At 57.3% G+C, this 22,225-nt stretch carries 15 protein-coding genes; 5 read left to right on the top strand and 10 right to left on the bottom strand.

Annotated elements, in window-relative coordinates; all coding sequences use genetic code 11:
* Complete coding sequence (gene dacB, locus PW789_RS04420) at positions 1-1,575, bottom strand: D-alanyl-D-alanine carboxypeptidase/D-alanyl-D-alanine-endopeptidase (RefSeq protein WP_299372002.1); 1,575 nt, start codon at positions 1,573-1,575, stop codon at positions 1-3.
* Positions 1,576-1,652: 77 nt separating this feature from the next.
* Positions 1,653-3,038, bottom strand: a complete 1,386-nt coding sequence (locus PW789_RS04415; RefSeq protein ID WP_299371999.1) for an APC family permease — start codon at positions 3,036-3,038, stop codon at positions 1,653-1,655.
* A gap of 270 nt (positions 3,039-3,308) precedes the next feature.
* Between PW789_RS04415 and PW789_RS04410 the strand changes: the two genes are divergently transcribed.
* On the top strand, positions 3,309-4,019 hold the full coding sequence (locus tag PW789_RS04410; RefSeq protein WP_299371997.1) for a GNAT family N-acetyltransferase: 711 nt from the start codon (positions 3,309-3,311) through the stop codon (positions 4,017-4,019).
* Positions 4,016-5,125 carry an o-succinylbenzoate synthase gene (menC, locus tag PW789_RS04405; protein ID WP_299371994.1) on the top strand — a complete coding sequence of 370 codons (1,110 nt, stop codon included), beginning with the start codon at positions 4,016-4,018 and terminating at the stop codon, positions 5,123-5,125. The genes PW789_RS04410 and menC overlap by 4 nt, the downstream gene beginning before the upstream one ends.
* Positions 5,126-5,458: 333 nt before the next feature.
* On the opposite strand, the gene PW789_RS04400 is transcribed toward menC, so the two are convergent.
* Positions 5,459-8,479 carry a choice-of-anchor D domain-containing protein gene (locus PW789_RS04400; protein ID WP_299371991.1) on the bottom strand — a complete coding sequence of 1,007 codons (3,021 nt, stop codon included), beginning with the start codon at positions 8,477-8,479 and terminating at the stop codon, positions 5,459-5,461.
* A 249-nt stretch (positions 8,480-8,728) separates the two neighbouring features.
* Between PW789_RS04400 and PW789_RS04395 the strand changes: the two genes are divergently transcribed.
* Entirely contained in the window at positions 8,729-9,283 is a 555-nt protein-coding gene (locus tag PW789_RS04395; RefSeq protein WP_299371988.1) for an outer membrane beta-barrel protein, read from the top strand.
* A gap of 608 nt (positions 9,284-9,891) precedes the next feature.
* Positions 9,892-11,097: a glycosyltransferase family 87 protein gene (locus PW789_RS04390; protein ID WP_299371985.1), complete on the top strand. Its 1,206-nt coding sequence runs from the start codon at positions 9,892-9,894 to the stop codon at positions 11,095-11,097.
* A 69-nt stretch (positions 11,098-11,166) separates the two neighbouring features.
* Here the strand turns inward: PW789_RS04390 and PW789_RS04385 are convergent, their stop codons facing one another.
* From PW789_RS04385 to PW789_RS04375, 3 genes are all read right to left on the bottom strand, one after another.
* Entirely contained in the window at positions 11,167-12,018 is an 852-nt protein-coding gene (locus PW789_RS04385; RefSeq protein WP_299371982.1) for a sugar phosphate isomerase/epimerase, read from the bottom strand.
* Complete coding sequence (locus PW789_RS04380; protein WP_299371979.1) at positions 12,006-12,989, bottom strand: Gfo/Idh/MocA family oxidoreductase; 984 nt, start codon at positions 12,987-12,989, stop codon at positions 12,006-12,008. Before PW789_RS04380 ends, PW789_RS04385 begins: the two co-directional genes overlap by 13 nt.
* Positions 12,990-13,102: 113 nt before the next feature.
* Complete coding sequence (locus PW789_RS04375; RefSeq protein ID WP_299371976.1) at positions 13,103-16,471, bottom strand: TonB-dependent receptor; 3,369 nt, start codon at positions 16,469-16,471, stop codon at positions 13,103-13,105.
* 344 nt (positions 16,472-16,815) lie between these two features.
* On the opposite strand from PW789_RS04375, the gene PW789_RS04370 reads away from it, so the two are divergent.
* The gene (locus PW789_RS04370; protein WP_299371973.1) at positions 16,816-17,979 is read left to right on the top strand and encodes an ROK family protein; all 1,164 of its coding nucleotides are present in this window, start codon (positions 16,816-16,818) and stop codon (positions 17,977-17,979) included.
* A gap of 17 nt (positions 17,980-17,996) precedes the next feature.
* On the opposite strand, the gene PW789_RS04365 is transcribed toward PW789_RS04370, so the two are convergent.
* The 4 genes from PW789_RS04365 to PW789_RS04350 form a co-directional block, all read right to left on the bottom strand.
* Positions 17,997-20,204, bottom strand: coding sequence for a pyrroloquinoline quinone-dependent dehydrogenase (locus PW789_RS04365; RefSeq protein ID WP_299371970.1), 2,208 nt, complete (start codon positions 20,202-20,204; stop codon positions 17,997-17,999).
* A gap of 37 nt (positions 20,205-20,241) precedes the next feature.
* The gene (locus PW789_RS04360; protein WP_299371967.1) at positions 20,242-20,664 is read right to left on the bottom strand and encodes a DUF1080 domain-containing protein; all 423 of its coding nucleotides are present in this window, start codon (positions 20,662-20,664) and stop codon (positions 20,242-20,244) included.
* Positions 20,609-20,968, bottom strand: a complete 360-nt coding sequence (locus PW789_RS04355; RefSeq protein ID WP_299371964.1) for a family 16 glycoside hydrolase — start codon at positions 20,966-20,968, stop codon at positions 20,609-20,611. The genes PW789_RS04360 and PW789_RS04355 overlap by 56 nt, the downstream gene beginning before the upstream one ends.
* A 68-nt stretch (positions 20,969-21,036) precedes the next feature.
* Entirely contained in the window at positions 21,037-22,185 is a 1,149-nt protein-coding gene (locus tag PW789_RS04350) for a TIM barrel protein (RefSeq protein ID WP_299371961.1), read from the bottom strand.
* Positions 22,186-22,225 lie beyond the last annotated feature (40 nt).

Genomic DNA, 22,225 nt, shown 5'->3' with positions numbered 1-22,225 from the left:
TCAGTGACTCTTCTGTTGATTGATCGCAGCCGCAATCTCGCCCAGTGTCTGTCCTGCGACGCGCGTTATCGCATCGGTCGAAAGCGGCACCGGAACAAAGTTCAGATACGTGGCAAACGCCACTGGCTCACCATCCGAAGTCACCGTATATCCTGCAAGTCCTTTGCCGGTAATCAGCAGGCCATGGTTAAGCTTGTCCTCAATCGCATACGTACCCGTCTTGGCAAAGACCTTGCCCACCGCAGGTGATTGCGTCTGAATGTTGAACAACGACCCGTCCTTGCCAAGAATCGGCAGCGCATCGTGGAAGACCTTCGCCTCAGGCTGCTCAGAGTACCAGGCAAGATAGTGCACCATGAAGTCCGGCGTAAAGTACGCAGAGCCGCCTGCGCCGTCGCTCTGTGCGGCGCCACTGAGATCAAGTCCCGCCCCCTGCAGCATGTCGTGCTCCAGATCGAAGCCCTTGCGATCGATCTTGTCCGTTGCCTTTCCAATCAAGGCGCCGACCAGATAGGGCATCATCGCAGCGTGCAGATTCTGGCTGACCTTCAACGTCACCTTTGCATCCTCGCTCAACGGCGCAGAGACGTGTTCCGCAACCTTATTGTCTGGCGTATAGAACGCCTTGTAACTTTCCGTCGAGGCCGGGAAACTGACGCTCTTGTTTGCGACGGTAATGCCCTTCTGCTCCAGCACCGCAACCAGCATCTTCTGCGCGAAGTGCGATGGCACAGGCACGGGCGTACTGCCAAGCAGATTGCCTCGTCCAAGCGGCAGCTCTCCCGTCACGGTAATCTCAAGCGATCCATCCGGGCTCTCCTTCACCGAGCTGTCGATCGTCGGCTCCGTCCCCTCCTTTGCTGTAGTCGCCTTGTTCACAAAGTGCAGAAAAGGAGCCTCAGGAGCTGTCTTCAACGTCACCGGATCGCCTACCTTTGCACCCGGCGTTGATGTCCAGTCCACAACGTTGTCGTTCACAACGATCGGCGATATCACGACGTTCGAGCCACCCTCGCGCTCTCCCTCCGGAAACAGGCTGATATCAATCAGCACGCGGCCATCGACCTTGCGGATTCCGGACTTCGCAATCTGATCGGCAAACGAGCGTAGCGGCGCCACGGGATCCCCCGCCACCACAGTCGCATCGAATCCGCCATAGGAGTGATCTTCCTTGGTGTACGCCAGTGTGCCGTCCTCCTGCATACGCCCCGAAAGATTCGGATCGCCGGCGGCTACCAGCACGAGGTCTCCCTTCAACGTACCGTTGACCACCTTGCCCGTGCGATAGATCACCGTATGGAAGCGGTAGTCCTGTCCCAGCAGGTGCATCGCCGTACCTACCGACAACAGTTTGGTAGTCGACCCCGGAGTAAAGAGCTTGTCGCCGTTATAGGTATAAAGCACCTTATGCGTCTTCAGCGAATAGACCTCTAAGCCGAAGTACGAGTGCCGGAACTCCGGCCGCTCCACAATCTGCTTCACCGTCTCATTCAGCGTCTGAGCCTGTACTGTCGACGCCGTCATCGCCGCCACTGCCAGCACTCCACCAACCACAACACCCTTAGTCCACCCCATTGTCCATACTCCTTTCATCATTCGTCTGCTCGCTTTCACCACAAAACCTACAGGTCCGCTTCTGCGGGCTGCCGTTTTTATCTCTTTTCGCCCCTTGCTTGCTCTCCTCTTCCGTTGAGGCGCGCAAACAGCAGGTATACCGGCAGGCCCATTACAAGAAAGCCAAGCCCCATCAATGCGTGCTGCCAGCTCGATATAAACGAAGAGATCACGATTCCGGCAGAGGCCAGCACGAACAGCGCAGGCACCCAAGGCATCCACGGCGTGCGGAACGGCCGTGGCCGCTCCGGCTCCTTCCAACGCATTACCAGCACAGCTGCTACCGACAGGCCATAGAACAGCCACGCCGAGGAGATCACCAGCGTGTACAACTGATGAAACTGCCCCGTCAGCGTCAGGCCAATAGCCCACGCTCCCTGCAGCAGAAGAGCCGCCACTGGTACGCGGCCGCGCTTTGAAACCCTTCCCAGAGCGCGAAAAAAGACGCCGTCATGCGCCATGGCATAGAAGACGCGCGGTCCGGTTAGCACCAGCCCGTTGATCGAGACCAGGATCGACACCACGATGACGCCCGAAAGTAATCGCACTAATACAGGCCCACCCACAGCCTGCATTGCCCGCACCGCAGTGCTTGGAGCACCTGCTACGTTTGCATTCGACAGCACAGAGTAGTAGGCCAGGTTCAATGTCATATACACGCCAACGACAATCAGCGTCCCCAACACCAGGCTGCGGGGAAGATCTCGCGCCGGATTGCGAAACTCGCCTGCCGTAAAGGAGACGACGTGCCATCCCTCATACGCCCAAAGCACGGAGACTAGCGCCACTCCGACACCAGTCATCGTCAGCGGACGAACACCTGGCATCGATTCGCGCAACAGCGTGGTGCTGCCGTGAAGAAACAGCTCAAGCGCGAGCATCCCAATGCCCGCGAGCTTCGCCACCGTTCCCAGATTCTGCACCACCTTGGCACGATGCAGACTCATCAGATTCAGCGCAGTAAAGACAACAATCGCACCAGCTGCCAGTAGCTTCCGCTGTCCTGCGCTGACAGCTACAACCTGCGAGACGTACAGGCTAAATCCTGTAGCCAGCGTTGCAATGCTGCCAGTGTTGATGACCGTGAGCAACAGCCAGCCGTAAAGAAAACCGACAGGCCGTCCATAGACCGCGCGCAGGTAGGTATAGAGTCCACCAGCCGCAGGGAACATACTTCCCAATTCAGCAAGTGATAATGCACCTGCCAGCGTCAGCAACCCTCCCAGAAGCCAGACTCCCAGCACTGCGGCAAGACCGGGGACACGTAGCCCCACCTCTCCGGGTACCAGGAAGATACCCGAACCGATCACCGCACCGGCTACGATGGCGACGCCATCCCTCATCGTGAGGTCGCGCAGCAGCCCCGTGTCGTTCTCGCTTCCAGCCTCCGGCTTCGTCACCACCATCTCAGGATGCCTCTTCACGAGAGCTGCGCTGTCCGCGAGAGAGGCTTCACGCTCCCGCCTCGCAATAGCGCAACAAACGTTGCGATTGGATAATTTATTTCACGTCGATGTGAACAGTCTGCGGGGAGATGGCTTGGATGTCAACCAAAGAATGAATCTAGTGGTGTTGCGCTACCACCGAGAGAAATCGCCGAAGCACGGGCAGATTACGGATTGACAGCGATTCGCTCTCTGCCTAGAATTCGACGGGTAAGATGACAACAAATGTTGCAACAAAGGAATCCACCTGTGTCACCCGGATCACCCCCCATCGAAATACGCCCTCCCCGCAGCTTTGAGGAGCTGGACGGCATGGTCCACCTGCAGAAGATCGTCTGGAATGCCGGTGATCTCGATGCAGAGGGGCGCCCCATCTTCGTCGTCGCGCAACGCTTCTCGGGACAGGTGCTCGGAGCGTTTACCCCCGACGGCAGTATGATCGGTTTTTCGCTTGCCTTTGCCGACCGGCAACCGGGCCACATCCATTCGCATCGCGTCGCTGTACTGCCGGAGTGGCAAAACGCAGGCATCGGACGCGCCCTCAAGCTCGCACAGCGCGAGCACGCTCTACGCGCAGGCTTCAGCGTCATGCACTGGACCTTCGACCCGATGCAGGACCGTAACGCCTGGTTCAACCTGGTGCGTCTTGGTGCCACCAGCCACATCTACATACGCAACATATACGGCATCACCGCGAGCCCGCTGCATGCAGGGCTGCCAACCGATAGATTGCTGCTCGAGTGGGACCTTCAAGGCGAGAGAGCACTTCGCGCCCTTGCAGGTGAGATCATCGCCGGCACCAAAGCCGAGTGCCGCATCCCTCTACCACCACTAAAAGATCGAACTGACGCAGCTGCGCAGTCCCAGCTGCGTCTTGCCTTCGAAGAGGCCTTCGCCTCCGGTCTTACCGTCACCGGCTTCGACCGCGATCAACAAAGTTACCTTCTGGAGAGACGATGAAGATTGAACGTATCAACGCACGAGAGATCGAGATGGATCTGCTCGCGCCCTTTGAGACTAGCTTCGGCGTGATGAAGAACCGTCGCATCCTGCTGCTTGAGGTCATCACCGACCAAGGCATCGGCTGGGGCGAGCTCACAGCGCCCGACTTCCCCTTTTATAACTCCGAAACCATTGATACCGCATGGCTCATGCTCGATCAGTTTCTCGTTCCCCTGGTGCTCGGCGTCGAGTTCGACGACGTCTCCACACTCTCGACGTTGATGACTCGCGTACGAGGCCACGAGATGGCCAAGGGTACGCTCGAGACCGCCGTCTGGGACGCTGTCGCACGCTCCAGGGGCATCTCGCTCGCAAGCATGCTCGGGGGTACGCTCACCGAGATTCCCTGCGGCGTTTCGCTCGGCATTCACACCGAGGTCTCCGCGCTGCTGGACCGTATCGCAGGCGAACTCAGCGCCGGCTACCAGCGCGTAAAGCTCAAGATCAAGCCTGGCAAAGATGTTGAGGTCGTCGCCGCGGTTCGAGCACGCTACCCGCAGATCAACCTTACAGTGGACGCGAACTCCGCCTACACGCTCGCCGAGATCGACCTGCTGCGCCAGCTCGACGACTTTGGTCTCGATTACATCGAGCAGCCGCTGCAGTGGAACGAGATCTATCGCCACGCCGAACTTCAACGCCAGCTCAAGACGCCAATCTGCCTCGACGAGTGCATCCACAGCCTGCGCGACGTCGAGGCCTCGGTTGAACTCGAAGCCGCACGCATCATCAACATCAAGCTCGGACGCGTCGGCGGTCATGCACAGGCTAGTGCCATTCAGGACTACTGCCGCAAGCACGATATCCCGGTCTGGAGCGGCGGCATGCTCGAGACCGGAATCGGCCGCGCACACAACATTGCCATGTCTTCGTTGCCGGGCTTCACGCTTCCAGGAGACGTCTCCGCCAGCGAACGCTATTGGGCACGAGACATCACCACCGAGCCGATCCGCGTCACACCTCGAGGCACCATCGTCGTTCCTGCCGGGCCGGGAACCGGCTTCGAACCGGATCACGACTATATCCGGTCGCTCACATCCACGCAAAAGACCTGGGCACCTTGAAGTGCTTGACCAGCACTCGACGTGACGTGCAATTCACCAACATGCCTTTGAGCGCGAGCTTGACAGCCCTCGATGTATAACAGCAACCTGCGGCAGAAAGCGAAGGCACTCATTCGTCCCCCCCTCATCATTGATAAAGGGGGGACGAATGAGCAACCAGGTGGCGCAGGCATTTAGCACGGCTGGAGAGCCGTATTGGCGTTACAGCTTTGATCTGAAGCGTTCCCTGACGCGTCCGGATGAGGCTCAATCGAGAGACCGCTATTGATCGTTTGAAAATTCGCTGCGTCGTGTGGGTCCCTGCATGACGGAAGAGAGAGAAACCAATTGACCTTACTGTTGCGTTACGGTCAGGGTGTAGACAGCGGAACGCGTAAGCACACCATCGGTAACGGTCAGCGTGTAGGTATAGGTGCCGGGCTGCGTTGGATTTGCATTCGCAGCAGACTGGTTTGCGCATCCCGTGAGCGCCTGCATGATCCCCAAAGCAATCAGTAGAGTGAGCACGCGGGGAAGGTTGTGGACTCGACGCCGCAGAAGGAAGGCGGAAAGAATTAGTACAAAAAACGACATATTGCCACCTATTCCAACTCCGGAGAGGCCGATGACGGTCTTTTGCGATGTGGTGGTAATCGTAATCGGAACGGTAGTGGCGGAGCTAAGCGTAAGGCTGGAGACGGATGGAGTGCATGCCGACCCACTGGCCGTTGTCGAGCAGCTCACACTTACGAAAGAGCTGAAACCTCCCAGGGGGGTAAGCGTGGCATTTACCGTTTCGTAGAAGCCGGCGATGATAGAGCCCGATGAAGATGAAAAGGCCGCGCTGAAGTCAACGCCGTTTCCAGTGAGAGCTACGGCAAGCGCCCCTTTGGAGATACTGGTAACAGAGAGCGTTCCAGTGCGGGCGCCGGTTGCGGTCGGCGTAAAAACGACGGAGATCGCGCAACTCGAGGACGCTGCGATCGCAGTGCCGCAGGTATTGGATGTGATGCTGAAATCGCTGCCGCTAATAGCGATCGAAGACAAAGCAATGGGCAAGGTGGTGCCATTGCTTACGGTAACGGTCTGAGCTGCGCTGGTAGCGCCAAGGTCGATATTTCCGAAGCTCAACGAATCCACATTGCTGCTGAGGACAGAGACACCAATCCCGGTCAGCGAGACCGTAAGCGAAGGGTTGGAGGTCGAATCGCTGGCAATCGTCAGCGCACCCGTCCGCGCACCTGCCGCCGTCGGGGCGAAGGTTACGGTGATGGTGCAGCTGGCTTCTGAGGCCAACGCGGACGAACATGTATTCGTCTCTGTGTAGTCGCTTGAGTTCGTTCCCGAGATCGTGATGCCCGAGATCGTTACAGTTGAGGTAAATGACGTTGTGTTGGTGAAGGTGATCGTCTGGCTCACACTCGAGCCGATGTCGACCGAACCGAAGTTCAGAGAAGAGGAAGAAACCGACGCGGTCGTCGGGGCGGGCGGAATGAGGAATGAGACGACAAGGCCATCATGAAGGGTCAGCCCTGCGGGCGTCGCGGAGCCATTCAGATTGACAGCAGCAAAGTCTGCCGTGAAATGCGGCTGCGTAACAGCCGAGACATAAGATGCCAGTGAAGCCGAGGCCGTGGAATCATTCGTGACGGTGGATGAGGCGAGAATGTGTTCCAGCACCTCCGCGTTGCCGTTTTCGATAATGTTGTAGCGCGAGGTGGAATCGACGGAGGTTACAAAATCAGTGAGCGCACCAGTGCTGCTCGTCGGCTCGTAGAGCGTGACAGCGCTCGAAGCCGCAGGCGATCCGTCGATGATGCCCGTCACGTCAACGTAACCATCGGAGAATTCAAAGGCGTTCAGATTACCAGCGACGATGACGTTTTCGCCGGCAGTCTGATAGCTTTGCACGAGCGCGGAGAGATCAGTCGCCTGCGCCGCGCGATGTTGCCGCACGTCGGCTCCGAGTGTGCTGTCACCAATGTTGGTCCGCGGCGTCAGATGGACATCGACGACCGTGACCGGATAATTGATGCCAGTACGGACGAACTCTGCCTTCAGCACCAGCGGAGGCCGTTCCCACAGTGTCCCTGAGCCGCTCGACGTCGTCGTATAAGTTGCCGACTTCTCAACCTGGGTAACCAAGTCCACTTTTACGGTAGAAGAGTTCACCAGGAAGCCAACGTTCAGACTATTGCTGTCATTCCCCTGCTCAAGATATGGAACATAGCTGGTGCTTGCCAACGTGTTGACGGCGCTTGCGAGATCCTGCAGCGTGGCTTGGTCCTGCACTTCCTGCAGTGAGACGATATCGGGCTTGCCAAGCGAGTTCGTGATGGCAAGCGCGGCTTTGGTCAGTCGCCGCGTGTAGGCATCCGAGCTGACGGCTACGGAACCTGACGTCGCTCCGGTGGTCGAATAGAAGCGGTCGAGGTCGAGCGTGCCTACGTGAAAGTGCGTTGAATCAGCTGCCGCCGAAGTGCTTGTTGCAACTGATCCGCTGACGGTACAGACACTCGTCGGAAAGATCAGTAGCCGGGCGTAGCCTAGGGTGTAATCGATCAGGCCGATGCCAGCTGTAGCTCCAACTTTTATATTGGAACCTGTTGTACAGGAGATGCTCTGCCCTACAGTGATGTTGACTGGCGAGCCTCCGAAGGTCGTCGTATCGATCAACACCCGCTGCGGATTACCCGACCATGTCGCGACGGTGGATGGCGCAGATGATGGCACATACTCGTCGCCTGCGATTCCTGCCGAACGGAACAGGTGCCCATTGCTCGATGAGTTGGATGAGATGGTCGCCCAGAACTGCCCCGTAGAGGTCGCGGTCTCCGAAGACTCATCCAGTGTCGCGCTGGTTGGCGAGACTGCGTAGAAGGTCGCGGAGGTCGTCATGCCCGTGTACTCCAATGCGCCGCCAAAGGAGCTGAAGGCCGAAGTATTGGAGATGCTCTGCGTCATCGTATTGCCGGTTGAATTTACCGTGCAACTCGTGGGTTGCATGCCTGTACCTGGCGTGTTGGCCGCAGTAATCGCAGTGCTAACGATAGAGTTTGCTTCGACGATCTTACCCACCACGGTGACCGAGGCTCCCACTACGGCGCAGGAGCTATTAAGCGACTGCAGGGCAAAGATGGGCATCCCCTCGGCTGTTGCCTGAAGGCTATCCCAATCGCCGGAGGGCTCTGAGATATAGATAGTGCCAGTGAAGTCGCCCGAGGACATGACACCGACGACAACGCCGGTCACAGAGACCTCGCTGCCGTAGTGCGAATAGAGATATGGCGAATCCGGCAGAGGATACGTGCCCGTCGTCGTCATGATGCTGTGGATCGAGACCGAGGTTTGAGCGCGCGCTGACAAACAAAACATCAACGCAACTGCGAACAGTAGATATCTCGCGTATAGAACTGAATGGCGCCTCAAAAAAATCCTCGTCGGAGACCACTGCGTACGCAATGGTGCCTTTACTGCATGAACATCGTTTGTCTCTGGAGACGACAACTTTCGACGTCAGGACTACATGCAGGCAAGATTATGCAGCCATGTAATCTTCCAGATGATCGATGGCGTCTATTACGTCGAATGGACAAGAACAGACTCAGCTTCGGAGCCGTGCTTATGGTTCTGTACGTTATGCTCCGGGCACATCCGATGTATGGCCAGGCCGAATACACGGCGATACAGAAACTCGATCTCCAAGCAGGCGGATCGTTCTCGATTGGCCGATCCAACTATCTACCCTGGGATACTCAGGGCAATCCAGCGCCACTCAGCGATCTGACGCGAAAGGTCAATCTGCTTGGTGGTGGAGCGTATCTTGCGGCAGACTTCAGGCCTCACATCGGTGTCGAGTTCAACTTTCACCACCTCAACGGCTCGGGAAATGGTGGGAAGCAGACGACGTACGAAGTCGGAGGACGGTATATCCTCACGCGCCGCTACCGCTTTATCCCTTATGGCCGAGTCTCGTATGGACGGGGAGTCTATGATTATCCAAGCGGGTCAGCGACTCTAAGCTTCAACCTCATGGGTATAGGTGGCGGCCTGGACTATCATCTTTCGCGATCCATCAATCTACGCGCTGACTACGAGTGGCAAAAATGGATAAACGTGCCGCTAAGGACGCCAAATCCTCAGGCACTAACAATCGGTGTGGCTTACCATTTTCACTGAGAAGACAAGAATAGATGCGTGTCGGCCAAAACATCTGTCATTTCATCTGCGTCATGGTCGCCTGACCTCGGCGGCAACACGCTGCATCTGCCGTGTATCTTCCAGAAGATGATCCGGGCTTGCTCACGTTGCACGCGATAATAACGATCTCTTTCACCTGTGGACTGAAGGCCGTGCCCGCCTCATCGACGGCTAGACTGCGTCGACAAGCATTCAGCTTTCGATGCGCTGCTTAGGGCACCGAAAGCGCAGGCAACAGAGAATATGTACGCCTGAGATTGCCGCCTGATTGGCGATGAAGCTTCACCTATATTCATGCAGGTTTGTCTACCGCACTCGCTTCCGGCGCGGGAAGTAATATGCCAATTCGCCATTGGCCTCTACTACCTGCGACTCGTCTGCCAGCTCTCCCCTAATGGCCGATCTGCATCTATCAGCATCAAGAGTGGAGGAGAAGGCCTCTTAATTAACATGGCGAATGCGTAGATGTGCGGCTTCAGCTAAGCAATAGACGAAAACTAAAACGATAAAGGCTACAAACTTAGGTAACATTCTAAGAAATGCCACCTGGTAAAAGGTTAGCCGCTCTATCTCTCCTGCTATTGGTTGTGACCCTGACCCTCTGGGGCGTTCATCCACAGGGGAGCGAGGTTCATGCTTTAGGTCATATCGTTCTTGGCCGCTTGAACAATGACTCTTCCACCTGCATGGACTTCGGATGGGAGGCTTTGCGCGCTGGCAAAGCAGTCTACGAGACCGTCTTGTTTCAGCATGTTGCAAAGTTTCAGTACCCGATGTCTTCTCTGCTGCTTTACAAGGTGACCGTTCCATTCGGCCTTTATGGAGAGCTCACGCTCAAAATTCTTTCGCTTCTGAGCTTCCCGGCCACCCTGCTGCTATGCGGCGAGATTTTCCTGCTGGCAACTCCCCTGAAAAAGTCGCTCTCGCCCAGCGAAAAGGTGCTTATCCGCGTGTGGATTGCGGCGGTAGGCCTCCTGTTCTACCCAGTGACCCAGGCAAGCGCACTTGGACAAATCCAGGCGTTTCTCATCTTCCTCTGGGCTCTTGCCCTGTATTTCTGGATGCGTGGCGGTGAGAGGCTGAGTGGGGCGTGCATTGGTCTCGTTTGTGTGTTCAAGCCTCAGTTGGGGGTTTTTCTGCTTTGGGCCGCTTTGCGGCGCCGCTGGCCCTTCTTCATAACGATGCTGGGCGTCGTCGCAATCACGCAGGTGGTAACGATCCTATTGTTCGGCTGGCACAACGAGATCGAATATCTGGCCGTTATCAGCTATCTCAGCCATCACGGAGAGGTGTACTACCCGAATCAATCCGTCAATGGGTTGTTGCAGCGTCTCCTCCACACCGGGGATAGCCTGACCTTTGATGCTGTCAACTTCCCACCCTATAACCGCATTGTGTATCTCGGAACCGTGCTGTCTTCTGCGCTGTTGATGGCTCTTGCCCTGCTTCTCCCGATGGTTCGCCGGTGGCGCGACAGTACGCTGGACTTTCTGTTCTTCGGGCTGATTGTTACGGTTGCGTCCCCGATCGCGTGGGAACATCATTACGGCTACTTCTTTCCTGCGGGGATTTACTGCATCGCAGTCTTTTTATATCGCGGCAGCAGAGCACTCCTGCTTGGACTCGAAGCATCTTTCTTCCTGCTCGCTCTCTCCATTCCATCCTTGAGTTCTCTTGCAAACACACGCTGGTCTGTCCTTGTCAGCTACGAGCTTTTTGCAGGACTCGTATTTCTGGGGACATTGGCGTTTCTTGCCAACGAACCAAAGGAACTCGACAGCGTTCGCCGCTGATAGGACGCAAAAGAGCGGCCCTCTGCGTAAGAGGACCGCTCAGCGATTTAAGGACCTTCTGCCGTCTTCCTAAAGGCCGATGGACTGCTTCCACATCTTGAGCCGTTCGATGGCCAGGAAGACATCCGCGACCTTTCGCTGCTGATCTGGCTCTTCCCTCTCGATCGTGAGCGAATCGGTATAGCCAATCTGTTGCAACAGACTGAGGAATCCCGGGAAGTCGACCTCGCCGTCTCCCAGCGCACATTCCTTGCCGAGCGAGCCGCTTCCCGCAACGGGCGATGTGCCGTCCTTGCAGTGCACTGATACAACATGCTTCTGCAGCAAGGCGAGGGCTGCCAGCGGATCACCTGATCCGTAAAGAATCATGTTGGCCGGATCAAAGTTGATCTTGAGATTAGATCGACCGACATCCGCGATGAACCGCAACAGGACCTCAGCAGACTCCTGACCGGTCTCGAGCACAAAGTTCTGGCCGTTGACCGAGGTCCCATCGCACAACGTCCGTGTCACTTCAATCAACTCAGCGTAAAGCGCGTCTTCGGGATCCTCTGGAATGAAGCCGATATGGCAGGAGACGGCTTCAATGCCGAGGCCGTGCGCGAAGTCTGCGATCTCGCGTGTGCGGGCGATGCGTTCCGGACGATACCTGGGTGTGGTGAAGCCTACGGATTCATGCACGGTAGCGAGGTCGGAATAATCTTCGCCCTCATAGCAGCAGACCGCGCTCGTGATCACGACCTGAGGAGCTGCTGCGAGCGACTGCTTCCACGAAACGACCGCTGCAGCACAATCGACCGCAGGCGGGATCCCGAGCTGAATGACGCGCAATCCATAATCTGCCACCTGCTTCAACGTCACTTCGGCAGTTGATTCTGCCCAGATCACCAGCCCAATCTCCATCGGTGCTACCTCTGCCATTTCAGTTCCCTTCCACCTGCGTCTCGTGAGGCTTTGAGTTGAAGCGAGAGTTCGACGGCCAGCGCCGACTCTGCCGGAAGACATCGCGCCGGCGCCTGATTATTCCGGCAGCAGTCTACGAAGTATGCAATTTCGTCAAAGTACGGGTCGTGCTCAGGGATGGCAACGGTGGTCGTCTCCCCATGTCGGTTTGTACGCGTCATCAGATTGTCACGATAGTCGAGCCGCTCGCCTGCTGCCTCGATCTCAAAGCTCGCCGAAAACGGCGTCTCTGACGAAAACCATCCACCCTCCACAACAACCTCCGTTCCAGCACCGTATCGCAGCACGCCCCGCATGGTGTCAACGGGGCCAACACTGTCGGCCTGTAGCGAAACGGGGGGGCCGAAGAGCGAGAGCGCCTGATCGATATCGTGGCTGAGCAGATCGAGGATTGCGCCGCCGCTCCGTTCGCTCTGCGTCAGCCAACCACCCCACTGCGGATATCCGGTGCTTCGGCGCAGCGTGCAGCGCTGCACATTATCTCGTCCGGCTTCACCCAAAAACTGTGCAGCGTAACGATAGGGGTACATGAAGCGCAGAACCTGGCCGACCATGAAGACCCGGCGGCTTTGCGCCGCCGCCGCCATCAGATCCTCACAATCGGACAAGGTAAGAGCCATCGGCTTCTCACACAGAACATGCTTTCCCGCGGCGAAAGCCGCTAACACGGTCTCGCGGTGCATGTCGGTTGGCAGACAGATGTCCACAGCGTCAATCTCAGGATCAGCAAGGACTGCCTGCCAATCGGGAGTCCACAAGACGTCGTCAGGGAGCGGTCCGCTCGCTAGATCCAGGTTGCCGCGCGTGGGACCATCGTTTGATGGACGGGTGCGCGAGGCGACCGCTTTCACCGTGACACCTTCGATCCGCTGCAGCGCCGCCAGGTGAGCGCCGCCCATAAATCCATAGCCAAGCAGTGCAAACTTCATCAGATGTATTTTCTCTTATTGCACGCACACCGGGTAAGGCCCGGGTAAATTTCCGCAGCAAAGTGAAGGGCATCCCATGCAGCATGGGATGCCCCCTTCGCGATTGCGCCCGGTTAGAACTTCAGACGAGCCGCAAACTGAATGAGCCGCGGGTTGTAGGCGTTCGCCGTTGCCGTGATGGTGCCAAAGGTGGAGACAGGTTGGAATCCAGGCACCGGATAGGTTCCCGAGCATGGCGCGGAGACCGTGCAAGGCGTAAGTGAAAGCGTCCCATTTGGATTAGCGAACTGGGTCGTATTGAGAACATTGAAAGCCTCGGTACGGAATTCCAGCTTCAAGCGCTCCGTTATATCGAAGTTCTTGAACAACGAGAGATCGACGCGCTGCAGCCCAGGGCCGTAGAGCTGGTTGCGGCGTTCTGTTCCGATGGTGCCAACTTTCTGGAAAGCAAAGTCGTTGACATCAAACCAGCGGCTGACGCTGGGGTTCGATGTCTTGCCGCTACCGATCATGTTCGGTCGATCGCTGGTTCCTGCACTCGGACGGGTACCAGTACGGTTGATCGTATTGATGACGGAGAACGGCATACCCGTATTCCAGACGACGAGACCGTTGGCCTGCCATCCCTTGACCAGCGCACCGGTGAAGCCATGCTTACTCTCCCCGAACGGAAGAGAGTAGTTGAAGGTCATGGTGACACGCTGACGCACGTCGAGGTTACCGTTGCCGTAGTCAATCGTCGGGATGAGCTCCGCAGATGTACCGAAGCCATTGCCGCCATTGTTGCTGATAGATTCAGCATCATCGAGCAGACGAGCCCAGGTGTAGCCGACCTGAAGATCGAGACCTTTGTTGAAGCGGCGCTTTAGCACAGCCTGCATCGCGTGGTAGCTGCTGATGCCGTTGCTGGTGTAGTACGGGATTGTAGTAATGTTTGGCACCGTGCTGGCAAAACGTCTCAGAGAATTGAACCCGGCGTTCGCGATCACAGGAGTATTTGTCGTCGTGTCGTTCGGGTTGGCATAGATGCTGGCCGTCGGAGCGAGCGTGTTGTAGTCGTTGAGGTAGTAGGCGAGACGTCGGCCGAGCTGACCGACGTAGGAGACGCTGCCTACGAAACCTGCGAACTCGCGCTCCACCGTCAGGTTGAACTGTTCGATATAGGTTGAGCGGAAGTGCGGGTCAAGGGCCGCCGTAACCGTACCGCTGGGGTTCGTCGCGCTGTTCGGGACCGGGCTTGGAAGGCCACCCGCAAACTTCCGAAAGGCTGTTGCAGCCGCCGGAGAGTAGTTATACAGAGGCCCCACGGCAGTGTTATATGCCTGATCCGGCGTGTAAGCTCCCCAGGTTGCCGTGAATGGCTGGTTGACGAGTGCGGACCCGGAGGTGGTGTTTTCCGGAGCGTAGGTCATACCGAAACCGCCACGGATGACGGTCCTTTCGGCCGGCGTGTACGCGAAGCCAATGCGCGGTGCGAAGTTGCTGTAATCGGTGCGAATATTGCCGTGACCATCGATGCCGTTCTGCCCGGCAACCACGATCTTTCCAAGACCGGTGTCGAAGTTCGACAGGATGTTGTTGATCTCGGTGTACGGCGTGAAGAGGTCATAACGAACACCGAGGTTGACCGTGAGCCGCGAGGTGAGATGCACATCGTCCTGAAAGAAAAAGTGTGGCTCCCAGGTACGGTTGTGCGGCGTAAAGAGGATCTCGTTGCGGCCTTCGTTGATGTAGTCGCCGGAAAGCAGCGTGGAGAAGTCCGTGAAAGACCAGTTGCCGTTCGCCGTGTCGGTCTGGGTGACGCTGTCCTGACGGCGGATGAGACCTGCACCGATCTTGATGGCTTGCTTGCCGTGGATGTAGTTCACGGTACCTTCGTATTGAAAAGTATTCTCGTGGTAGATGATGGGAGGCCGGTTGCCAAGGGTGGTGGCCGTTCCCTGATTGACGGTGACAGCCGAGAGCGCTGCGGTGCGGGAGTCCACGTTGATATTCGGCTGCCCCATGGCAGTATTGATCGCGTTGCCGAAGTTCAACGGATACTGTGCGTTGTCGAGCAACGTGTAACCGGCCTTCAGCTCGAGCAGGAGGTTCGGCGTAAAGCTGTGTATATAGTTCAATTGCGCCTGATGCGCTCGTGTCTGCGCAGGGCCGGGATAGCTGCCGAGGTTACCGCCGGGATAGATCTGCCCGGCAGCCGAATTGGTTAGCGGAAAGAGCGATCCGATATTCGTGTCGACCGCGTTGTAGGTGTAGCGAAGATAGGCCAGGTCGCCGTTGCGGAAGCGATGATCAAGTCGGCCATCTGCTGTCTTATTGAACTGCGAGTTGCGTGGCGCGCCAACGTAGTTGCCGGAAAGGACACCATCGTTGGTGGGCAACGGGAAGAGGGCCATGTACTGCTGACCTATATTGTCGAAGCTGGAAGCCGGAACGATCTTGTTGATCGCCGGGTTATCCGTGAAGTTGCCGGGATTGTTGCGCTCGAAGCGCGTGGGGACCGTCGTCGTCGTTGGGTTGAGTGTGCGAACGATGTTCAGCCCTTCATAATCGGCGAAGAAGAAGGTCTTGTCCTTGATGATCGGCCCGCCAAGGCTGCCGCCAAACTGGTTCTGCCGGTACTTTGGCTTGGGAATATTCGCGCCGAACTTGTAGGGGCTGGCGTTAAGCACATCGTTGCGGAAGAACTCGTACGCCGTGCCGTGATACTGGTTGGTACCCGACTTGGTGATGACGTTGATGATGGCGCCAGCAGAGCGACCGACCTCGGCAGTAAAGACGTTGGTCTGGACACTGACCTCCTGGATAGCGTCGACCGACGGACGAACGCCGATGGACCCGATAACGCGCTCATTGTTGTCCATACCGTCAACGAGCTGGTTATTCATCATGTCGGCCTGTCCGTTGACGGAGACCGAAGAGGTCTGACGGCGGTCGTCCGGACGATTGCCGCTAGCGAGTCCATTGTTCAGACCTTCGGTTGCACCCGGCGTCACCTGCACGAGGTTGATGAAGTTGCGGCCATTCAGCGGAAGCTCCTGGGTCGCCTTCTCCGTTACCGTCGTGATGAGAGCAGACGTATCCGTATGAAGCGAAGGCGGTGCAGCATCGACGTTCACAACTTCGCCGGTGCCTCCAATTTCAAGATGAGAGTCTTCACGCGCACGATCGCCCGCAGCGAGCGCGAAGGAATTGATCACAAAAACCTTGAAGCCGGCGGCCGTCACGGAGAGCGAATAGCGGCTGGGCTTGAGAAGGGTAAAGGTATATTCCCCGCCTGCTCCAGAGGTCACAACACGCTTCTCCTGCGTGTCGGTATTGGTGAGCTCAATGGTGGCGCCGGGCACGACGGCACCGCTGCTGTCGGTTACGGTACCGACGACATCCGCTGTTGTGTTCTGCGCAAACGATGGCTTGACCAGCGCCACGGTCAGCATCATCAGACAGACATACCGCGTCCAGAAATTCCAGCTGCATTTCATAGGAGCCTCCTCGCAATTCAACCCACCAACCAGGCAACAAATATGCAGCCAGGCACGACAGTGCAGAGAAAACGCTACAGTGCCTACACGCTTCACATCTCGAAGGTGCCAACTGCCGCTAGCCTGAAAATTCTCTCGGAAATACTAGGTTTGCTTTATTTAATTCAGAAACCGAAACAAATATGTAGTTTTTGTGACGAGGGCCAGATAGAACAGAATTGACCGGGGGAGATAGGCAATATTTCGGTAGCTGGATCATATTGCCCCTTGCGAGGAGCGTCAACAATTCTTTTTGTACCGTCACCCTTCACGTTTCAACGGGTTGTAACTTCCTGAGGATTGGTATGACCGCAACTGAACGACTGGCTAAGCCTCAGTTCCGCTCCGCACGAAATGCCGTGATCGCTGCCCTGCTTCGCAACAAGCAACTCGCGCGCTCGGAGCTCAGCAAGATCACGGGCGTCAGCCCTGCTGCCATCACCGAAGTCACGCAGGCCTTCCTGCAGAGAGACCTGCTGGCTGAGCTTCCCGTTCGGACGACGGGACGTCAGCGTGGACGGCCAACGGTGCAGTTGCAGCTGCAGGCTTCGCATGCCTATTTTCTGGGTATATCGATCGATCCGTCCGCGATCTCGATGGTCATTACGGACCTCCATGGAAGGGTTATCGAACACATGGTGCTTCCTGGCCCCGACACACCGGAAAGGCTGGTGGCCGAAGCTCGCACGGCCTTCAACTCACTTCTGCGTTCCATAAAGATTCCTCGCAGCCGCATGCAGGGAGTCGGTATCACCATCACTGGCATCGTCAATGCGGATGAGGGGATCTGCCGCTACTCTGCTGCCCTGGGATGGCGAGACATTCCTGTTGCGCGAATGCTGACGAAAGCGCTTCGTCTGCCTGCATGGGTCGAAAACGATGCCAATGCTGTTGCCGTGGGCGAAAAGTTCTTCGGTAGCGCACGCGGTATGGAGAGCTTTACCAGCGTCATGCTTGGACCCACCATTGGTTCGGCGCATTTTGTTCACGGCAAGCTCTATCGTGGTTATGACGATAGCGCCGGTGAAATCGGACACATCACCGTAGTCCCGAAGGGGACATTATGTCGCTGTGGACGCTATGGCTGTCTGGATACGATTGCAGGAGGGTATGCGCTTCGCATGGCAGCGGAGGCCGAGGGCATGAAGATCACCTCCATGCGAGATCTGGAAGAGCGCGCCTCGCGTAGTGAGACACGCGCCTCGCGGCTTCTGCGCGCTGCGGGCAATGGGCTTGGGCTGGCCGTGGCATCGCTGGTCCACCTGAATAATCCGCAGGCCGTACTGTTCACCGACATCGAGGGCTTCGATAACGGCGTCTTCCGCACAGCCGCACTACGGGCGATCGAGAACAATGTGATGCCCCGCTTCCTTCAGTCAACTCAGATCATCTTTGGCAAGGCCGAAGAGAATCTGCTGGCGCGCAGCGCAGCATCGGTTGCAGCCTTCGCGTATCTCAATTCCATCTAACGCTGGATAGCGTTGCACTACGGAAGTGCAAATGCAACGTAAGCTCCGGGGATGGGATCCTGCGAAGCAGGATGATCCGGCAGGGCATGAGTATGCGTCGTCGCGCGTGCCGCCGCGCAGAAGACAACATACTCCCTGCCGCCTACCTCGTAGACCGCGGGCATGCCTTCCAGCGCAGCTCCAACTTCGAACTCCCAGAGTGTCTTGCCCGTCGTTGCATCCAGGGCGCGGACCTTGCGGTCACGACTCCCGGTAAAGATGAGACCACCCGCCGTAACAACAGGATCAATCTTGGGAAAATGCGAACCGGTATCGGTATGGCCCTGCGCGGCCAACTCAGGGACTTCACCCAACGGGCGCTGCCAGAGGATGTCTCCGGTGTTAAGATCGTAAGCCGTCAACGTCGTCCACGGCGGAGCAATCACCGGGAGTCCACTCTCCGCAAACATGAAACCGAAGCCACTGCGATAGTGGAGCTGAGCAGGGTCCTGATTGAGAGCAGGAGCGGTTTGCGCCTGCTCCGCCATCGCGGGAGCGAGTTCGGGGCGCTTGAGATAAGCGAGAATCGCACTGGTATCGGCATCGCCGAGGTGAGCAAAGGAAGGCATGGACCCTCTACCGGAGCGGATCGTCTTCGCAATCTCGTCATCCGAGAGCCTGCTATGCACATCCTGCAATGCAGGGATCGCAGGCGGCTTGCCTTTGAGATCGCTGCCATGGCAGAGGCTGCAGTTGGCTTCAAATAATGAGCGTCCACGGATCTCAGGTGTTCCGCTCTGCAGAGGCGCCTTAGCCAGCGTGAGCTTCAGCATCGACGGAAGATCCTTGGAGACGACGTAGAAGTAACCGCGTCTTGGATCGATTGCCGATCCGCCGAAATTCGCTCCACCGTTGTTGCCGGGCATCTCAACCGTATCCGTCGTCGATGGAGGCGTGAAAAGCCCGTCATTCCGAGCTGCGGCCATCTGCTTCAGCAGGCTCTCTCGCTCAGCCGGTTCAAGATAGGGGCTGAGATCCTTCGCGGTAAAAGACTGCCGGGCGAAGGGTAGCGGCTTCGTCGGGAACGGCTGGGTCGGCCAAGTCTCTTCGCCCGGCATCGGGGACTTTCCGACAGGACGCTCTTCGACAGGCCAGAGCGGCTTACCCGTCTCTCTCTCAAAAACCCACACAAAACCGACCTTGCTGGCCTGTGCCACGACATCCACCATACGACCGTCGTGGCGCACGGTAAGGAGCATCGGCGTACCCGCATTGTCGTAGTCCCAGATATCGTGATGGACCATCTGGTAATACCAGATGAGCTTACCTGTGCGTGCATTCAGCGCGACCAGGCTATCGCCGTAGAGATTCTTTCCAGGACGATCGGCTCCATAGAAGTTGTACTTCGGACTGGCCGTGGGGAGGTAGATGATGCCACGTTTCTCATCGAGTGCCATGCCGCTCCAGGCATTGGCTCCGCCAACAGACTTCCACGCATCTTTCGGCCAGGTCTCGTAGCCAGGCTCTCCCGGATGTGGAATAGTGTGGAAGATCCAGGCGAGTTTTCCGGTGAGCAGGTTGTAGGCTCGGATATCTCCTGGTCCTGACGCGTATTCTTCGTTCGTCGCCGAACCAAGGATTAACAGATCGCCATAGATCTTCCCGGGGTTGTAAGACTGCACAAGCGTGAGACTGTGAGGATCACGTCCAAGACCATCCCGCAGATCAACGCTTCCATGATCGCCGAAGTTCTCGATCGGCTCCCCGGTCTCTGCATTCAATTCGCGCAGTGCATTATCGACTGACAGAATGAGGCGCCGGTCACGGCCATCCTTGCTCTGCCAATAGGTAAGGCCTCGATTCGTGATGAGCAGAGTCTTGGCATGCAGCGGTCGCGTCCAGATTTCTTTCCCTGTCGCCGCATCGAGCTTGACGATCGAGTTATCGTGCGCGAGCACATACATGTCACGACCGATGACGAGCGGATTGAAGGAGTACCCACGCGCATCGCCTGTTGAGAAGCTCCAGACCTGATGCAGCTGGCCAACGTTCTCTCGATTGACCTGGCTCAGGGAGGAATACTGTGCGCCATCAGGCGATCCACCATACTCCCGCCAGCTGCTGTGGGCCTGATCCCGGATCGGCGTGGCCTGCCCGAAGGCAGGCGCACACGCCGCAGCAGCTAGGCCGCAGAGGACAATCAGAGCGTTTTGGGAACGCTGTTTCAGCGAGCCTCCCGTGACCATGACAACTCTCAGTTCTACGGGCTCTCAGCCCGCCGTTTCAGCGCTTCGACAGGTCGCGAATCCAGATGTCTTTAAATTGCATGTTGCCTGCGCCACCGGCATGAAGCTGCAGTGCAATCTTTCCGTCGGATGCACCGGGATGCGGATCAGTGTAATCGACCATCGGAACACCATTGAGCCGTGAACGATAGCGATTGCCGATAACCTCAACGAAGTAATCGTTCCACTCGCCCTTGCGGACAACACCTTCGTTTTCAGGAGAGGGCCATACGACCCAGCCGCGACCGTCTTCGGCATAGACGCCAGCAGTATGGTGCATCATGGTGCAGTCGATCTCGAACTGCATGCCCTGCGTCGTATCGACAGAGTTGGGCTTGAAGCCGGTGTGGAAGAAGACGCCGCTGTTACCGTCTCCAACACACTTGAAGCGCAGCGAGAGCTGTAAAGTCCTTGTAGTCATGTTCCGTCTCAAGATACCCATAGGCCTTGGTCAATCCACGTCCGTGCAGCAGACCATCTTCCACCGTCCAGCTCTCTGCGCCGATCTTGGTCCATCCCATAAGGTCTGTTCCGTTGAAGAGTTGAATCCAGTCATCGCCTGGTATCTTCGCTTTGGCCTGAGCACCGGCGTCGGTGCCACAGGTAACGGAGACCGCCATCAGCATCAGACCGCCAACGAGTCCGCGGCAGATCGCCGCACGCCAACCGCGCTGCGCCGGCATACCGGCCTGATTGTCACGATTCCCAGAATACTTGCGGTCCATTCTCTTCTCCCTGATGCGTTGTCTATTGCTATTAGCCTACGGCACCCTGCCAACAACAGATGCCAAAGTTACAGTGCAGCCATCACCTGCTGATAAAGGTACTTTGCACCTTCGATCCCGTCCCACGGACCGTCTTCGTATTCCAGAGCAAAGACGCCGGTGTAGTTGTTGTTGAGCATAATGCGAACACCACGCTGGACATCCGGCTGGCCGAAGCGGTCCCAGAATTTTGCGTGCACGGTCGTGTGGGCATATGGCGCGAGATCGTTCAGCGCGTGATAGAGCAGATACTTGTGCTCCCAGTTGCAGAAGTCAGGGCTGGCCTCACAGTAAACGTTATTGACCTCTTCAACGATGATGCGGATGTTGATCGGATTGGCTGTGAGTCCCCAGTGATTTTCGAGGGTTACCTTCACACCCACCTTGGCCCCGTATTCCGCCATCTCCTTGAAGGACAGGATGCACTGATCGAGATAGCGCTCCAGCTCCGGGTTCTTCGGATAGCTGGTCTCGTTGGGTTGCGGCGAGGGAGCGATCCGCGGACCGCCGCTGTTGATGCGCATGGATTTCGCACCGAGGATCGCCGCGCCATCCAGCCACTTCTTCGCAACAGCAACACCAGCCTTGCGTTTTGCATCATCCAGATCGCAGATATCGCGCGGCGCGTTGTTTGAGATGTGGTGGCAGAAGACGCCCTCTTTCGCCTGGGCGTTTGCCATCTTCTCAAGCCAGCCCTTCGCCGACGTCGCTGCCGGATCGAACTCGACCACCGTACGCGGCTTCCCGTCGTAGCCGGTGATGCTCATCTTCTCGTACTGGCTCATGTCACCCATGTCGCCGAACAAACTGGACCACATGTCCATCTTGGTGACACCGGGAAACGTCTTCTTCGTGAAGGCGGGAAAGTCGAGCATGGTGATCTCGCCGTACTTCGCCTTCATCGATGTAACCGTAGCCTTATCGCCGACGTTGTCATGGTTCTTGAAGATCCAACGGATGGGATAGCTGTTGGAGGCAATACGGGCGACCTTCTCATGTTCGGTCATCGGACGGAAGGCGCTGGCGTGCGTGACGTCCTCTGGCGTTACAGCCTGCTGAGCCTGAGCGGCAGGAACCGCTGCCGCCCCCAGCAACGCACCCGCGGCAAGGCTGCCGCCTGCACCACGCAGAAAGTAACGGCGATCAAAAGCATCTCTCGATGGACGGTAAGAACCCATACTCTATCTCTCCTCCTCGTTACAGAATTCTGGTGCCAGG

Origin of the sequence: Edaphobacter sp. (genome assembly GCF_028283685.1) — a bacterium.
In the GTDB taxonomy this organism is placed as follows: Bacteria; Acidobacteriota; Terriglobia; order Terriglobales; family Acidobacteriaceae; genus Edaphobacter.
The sequence above is the reverse complement of the archived record's forward strand: the minus strand, read 5'-3'. Positions and strand labels throughout refer to the sequence as shown.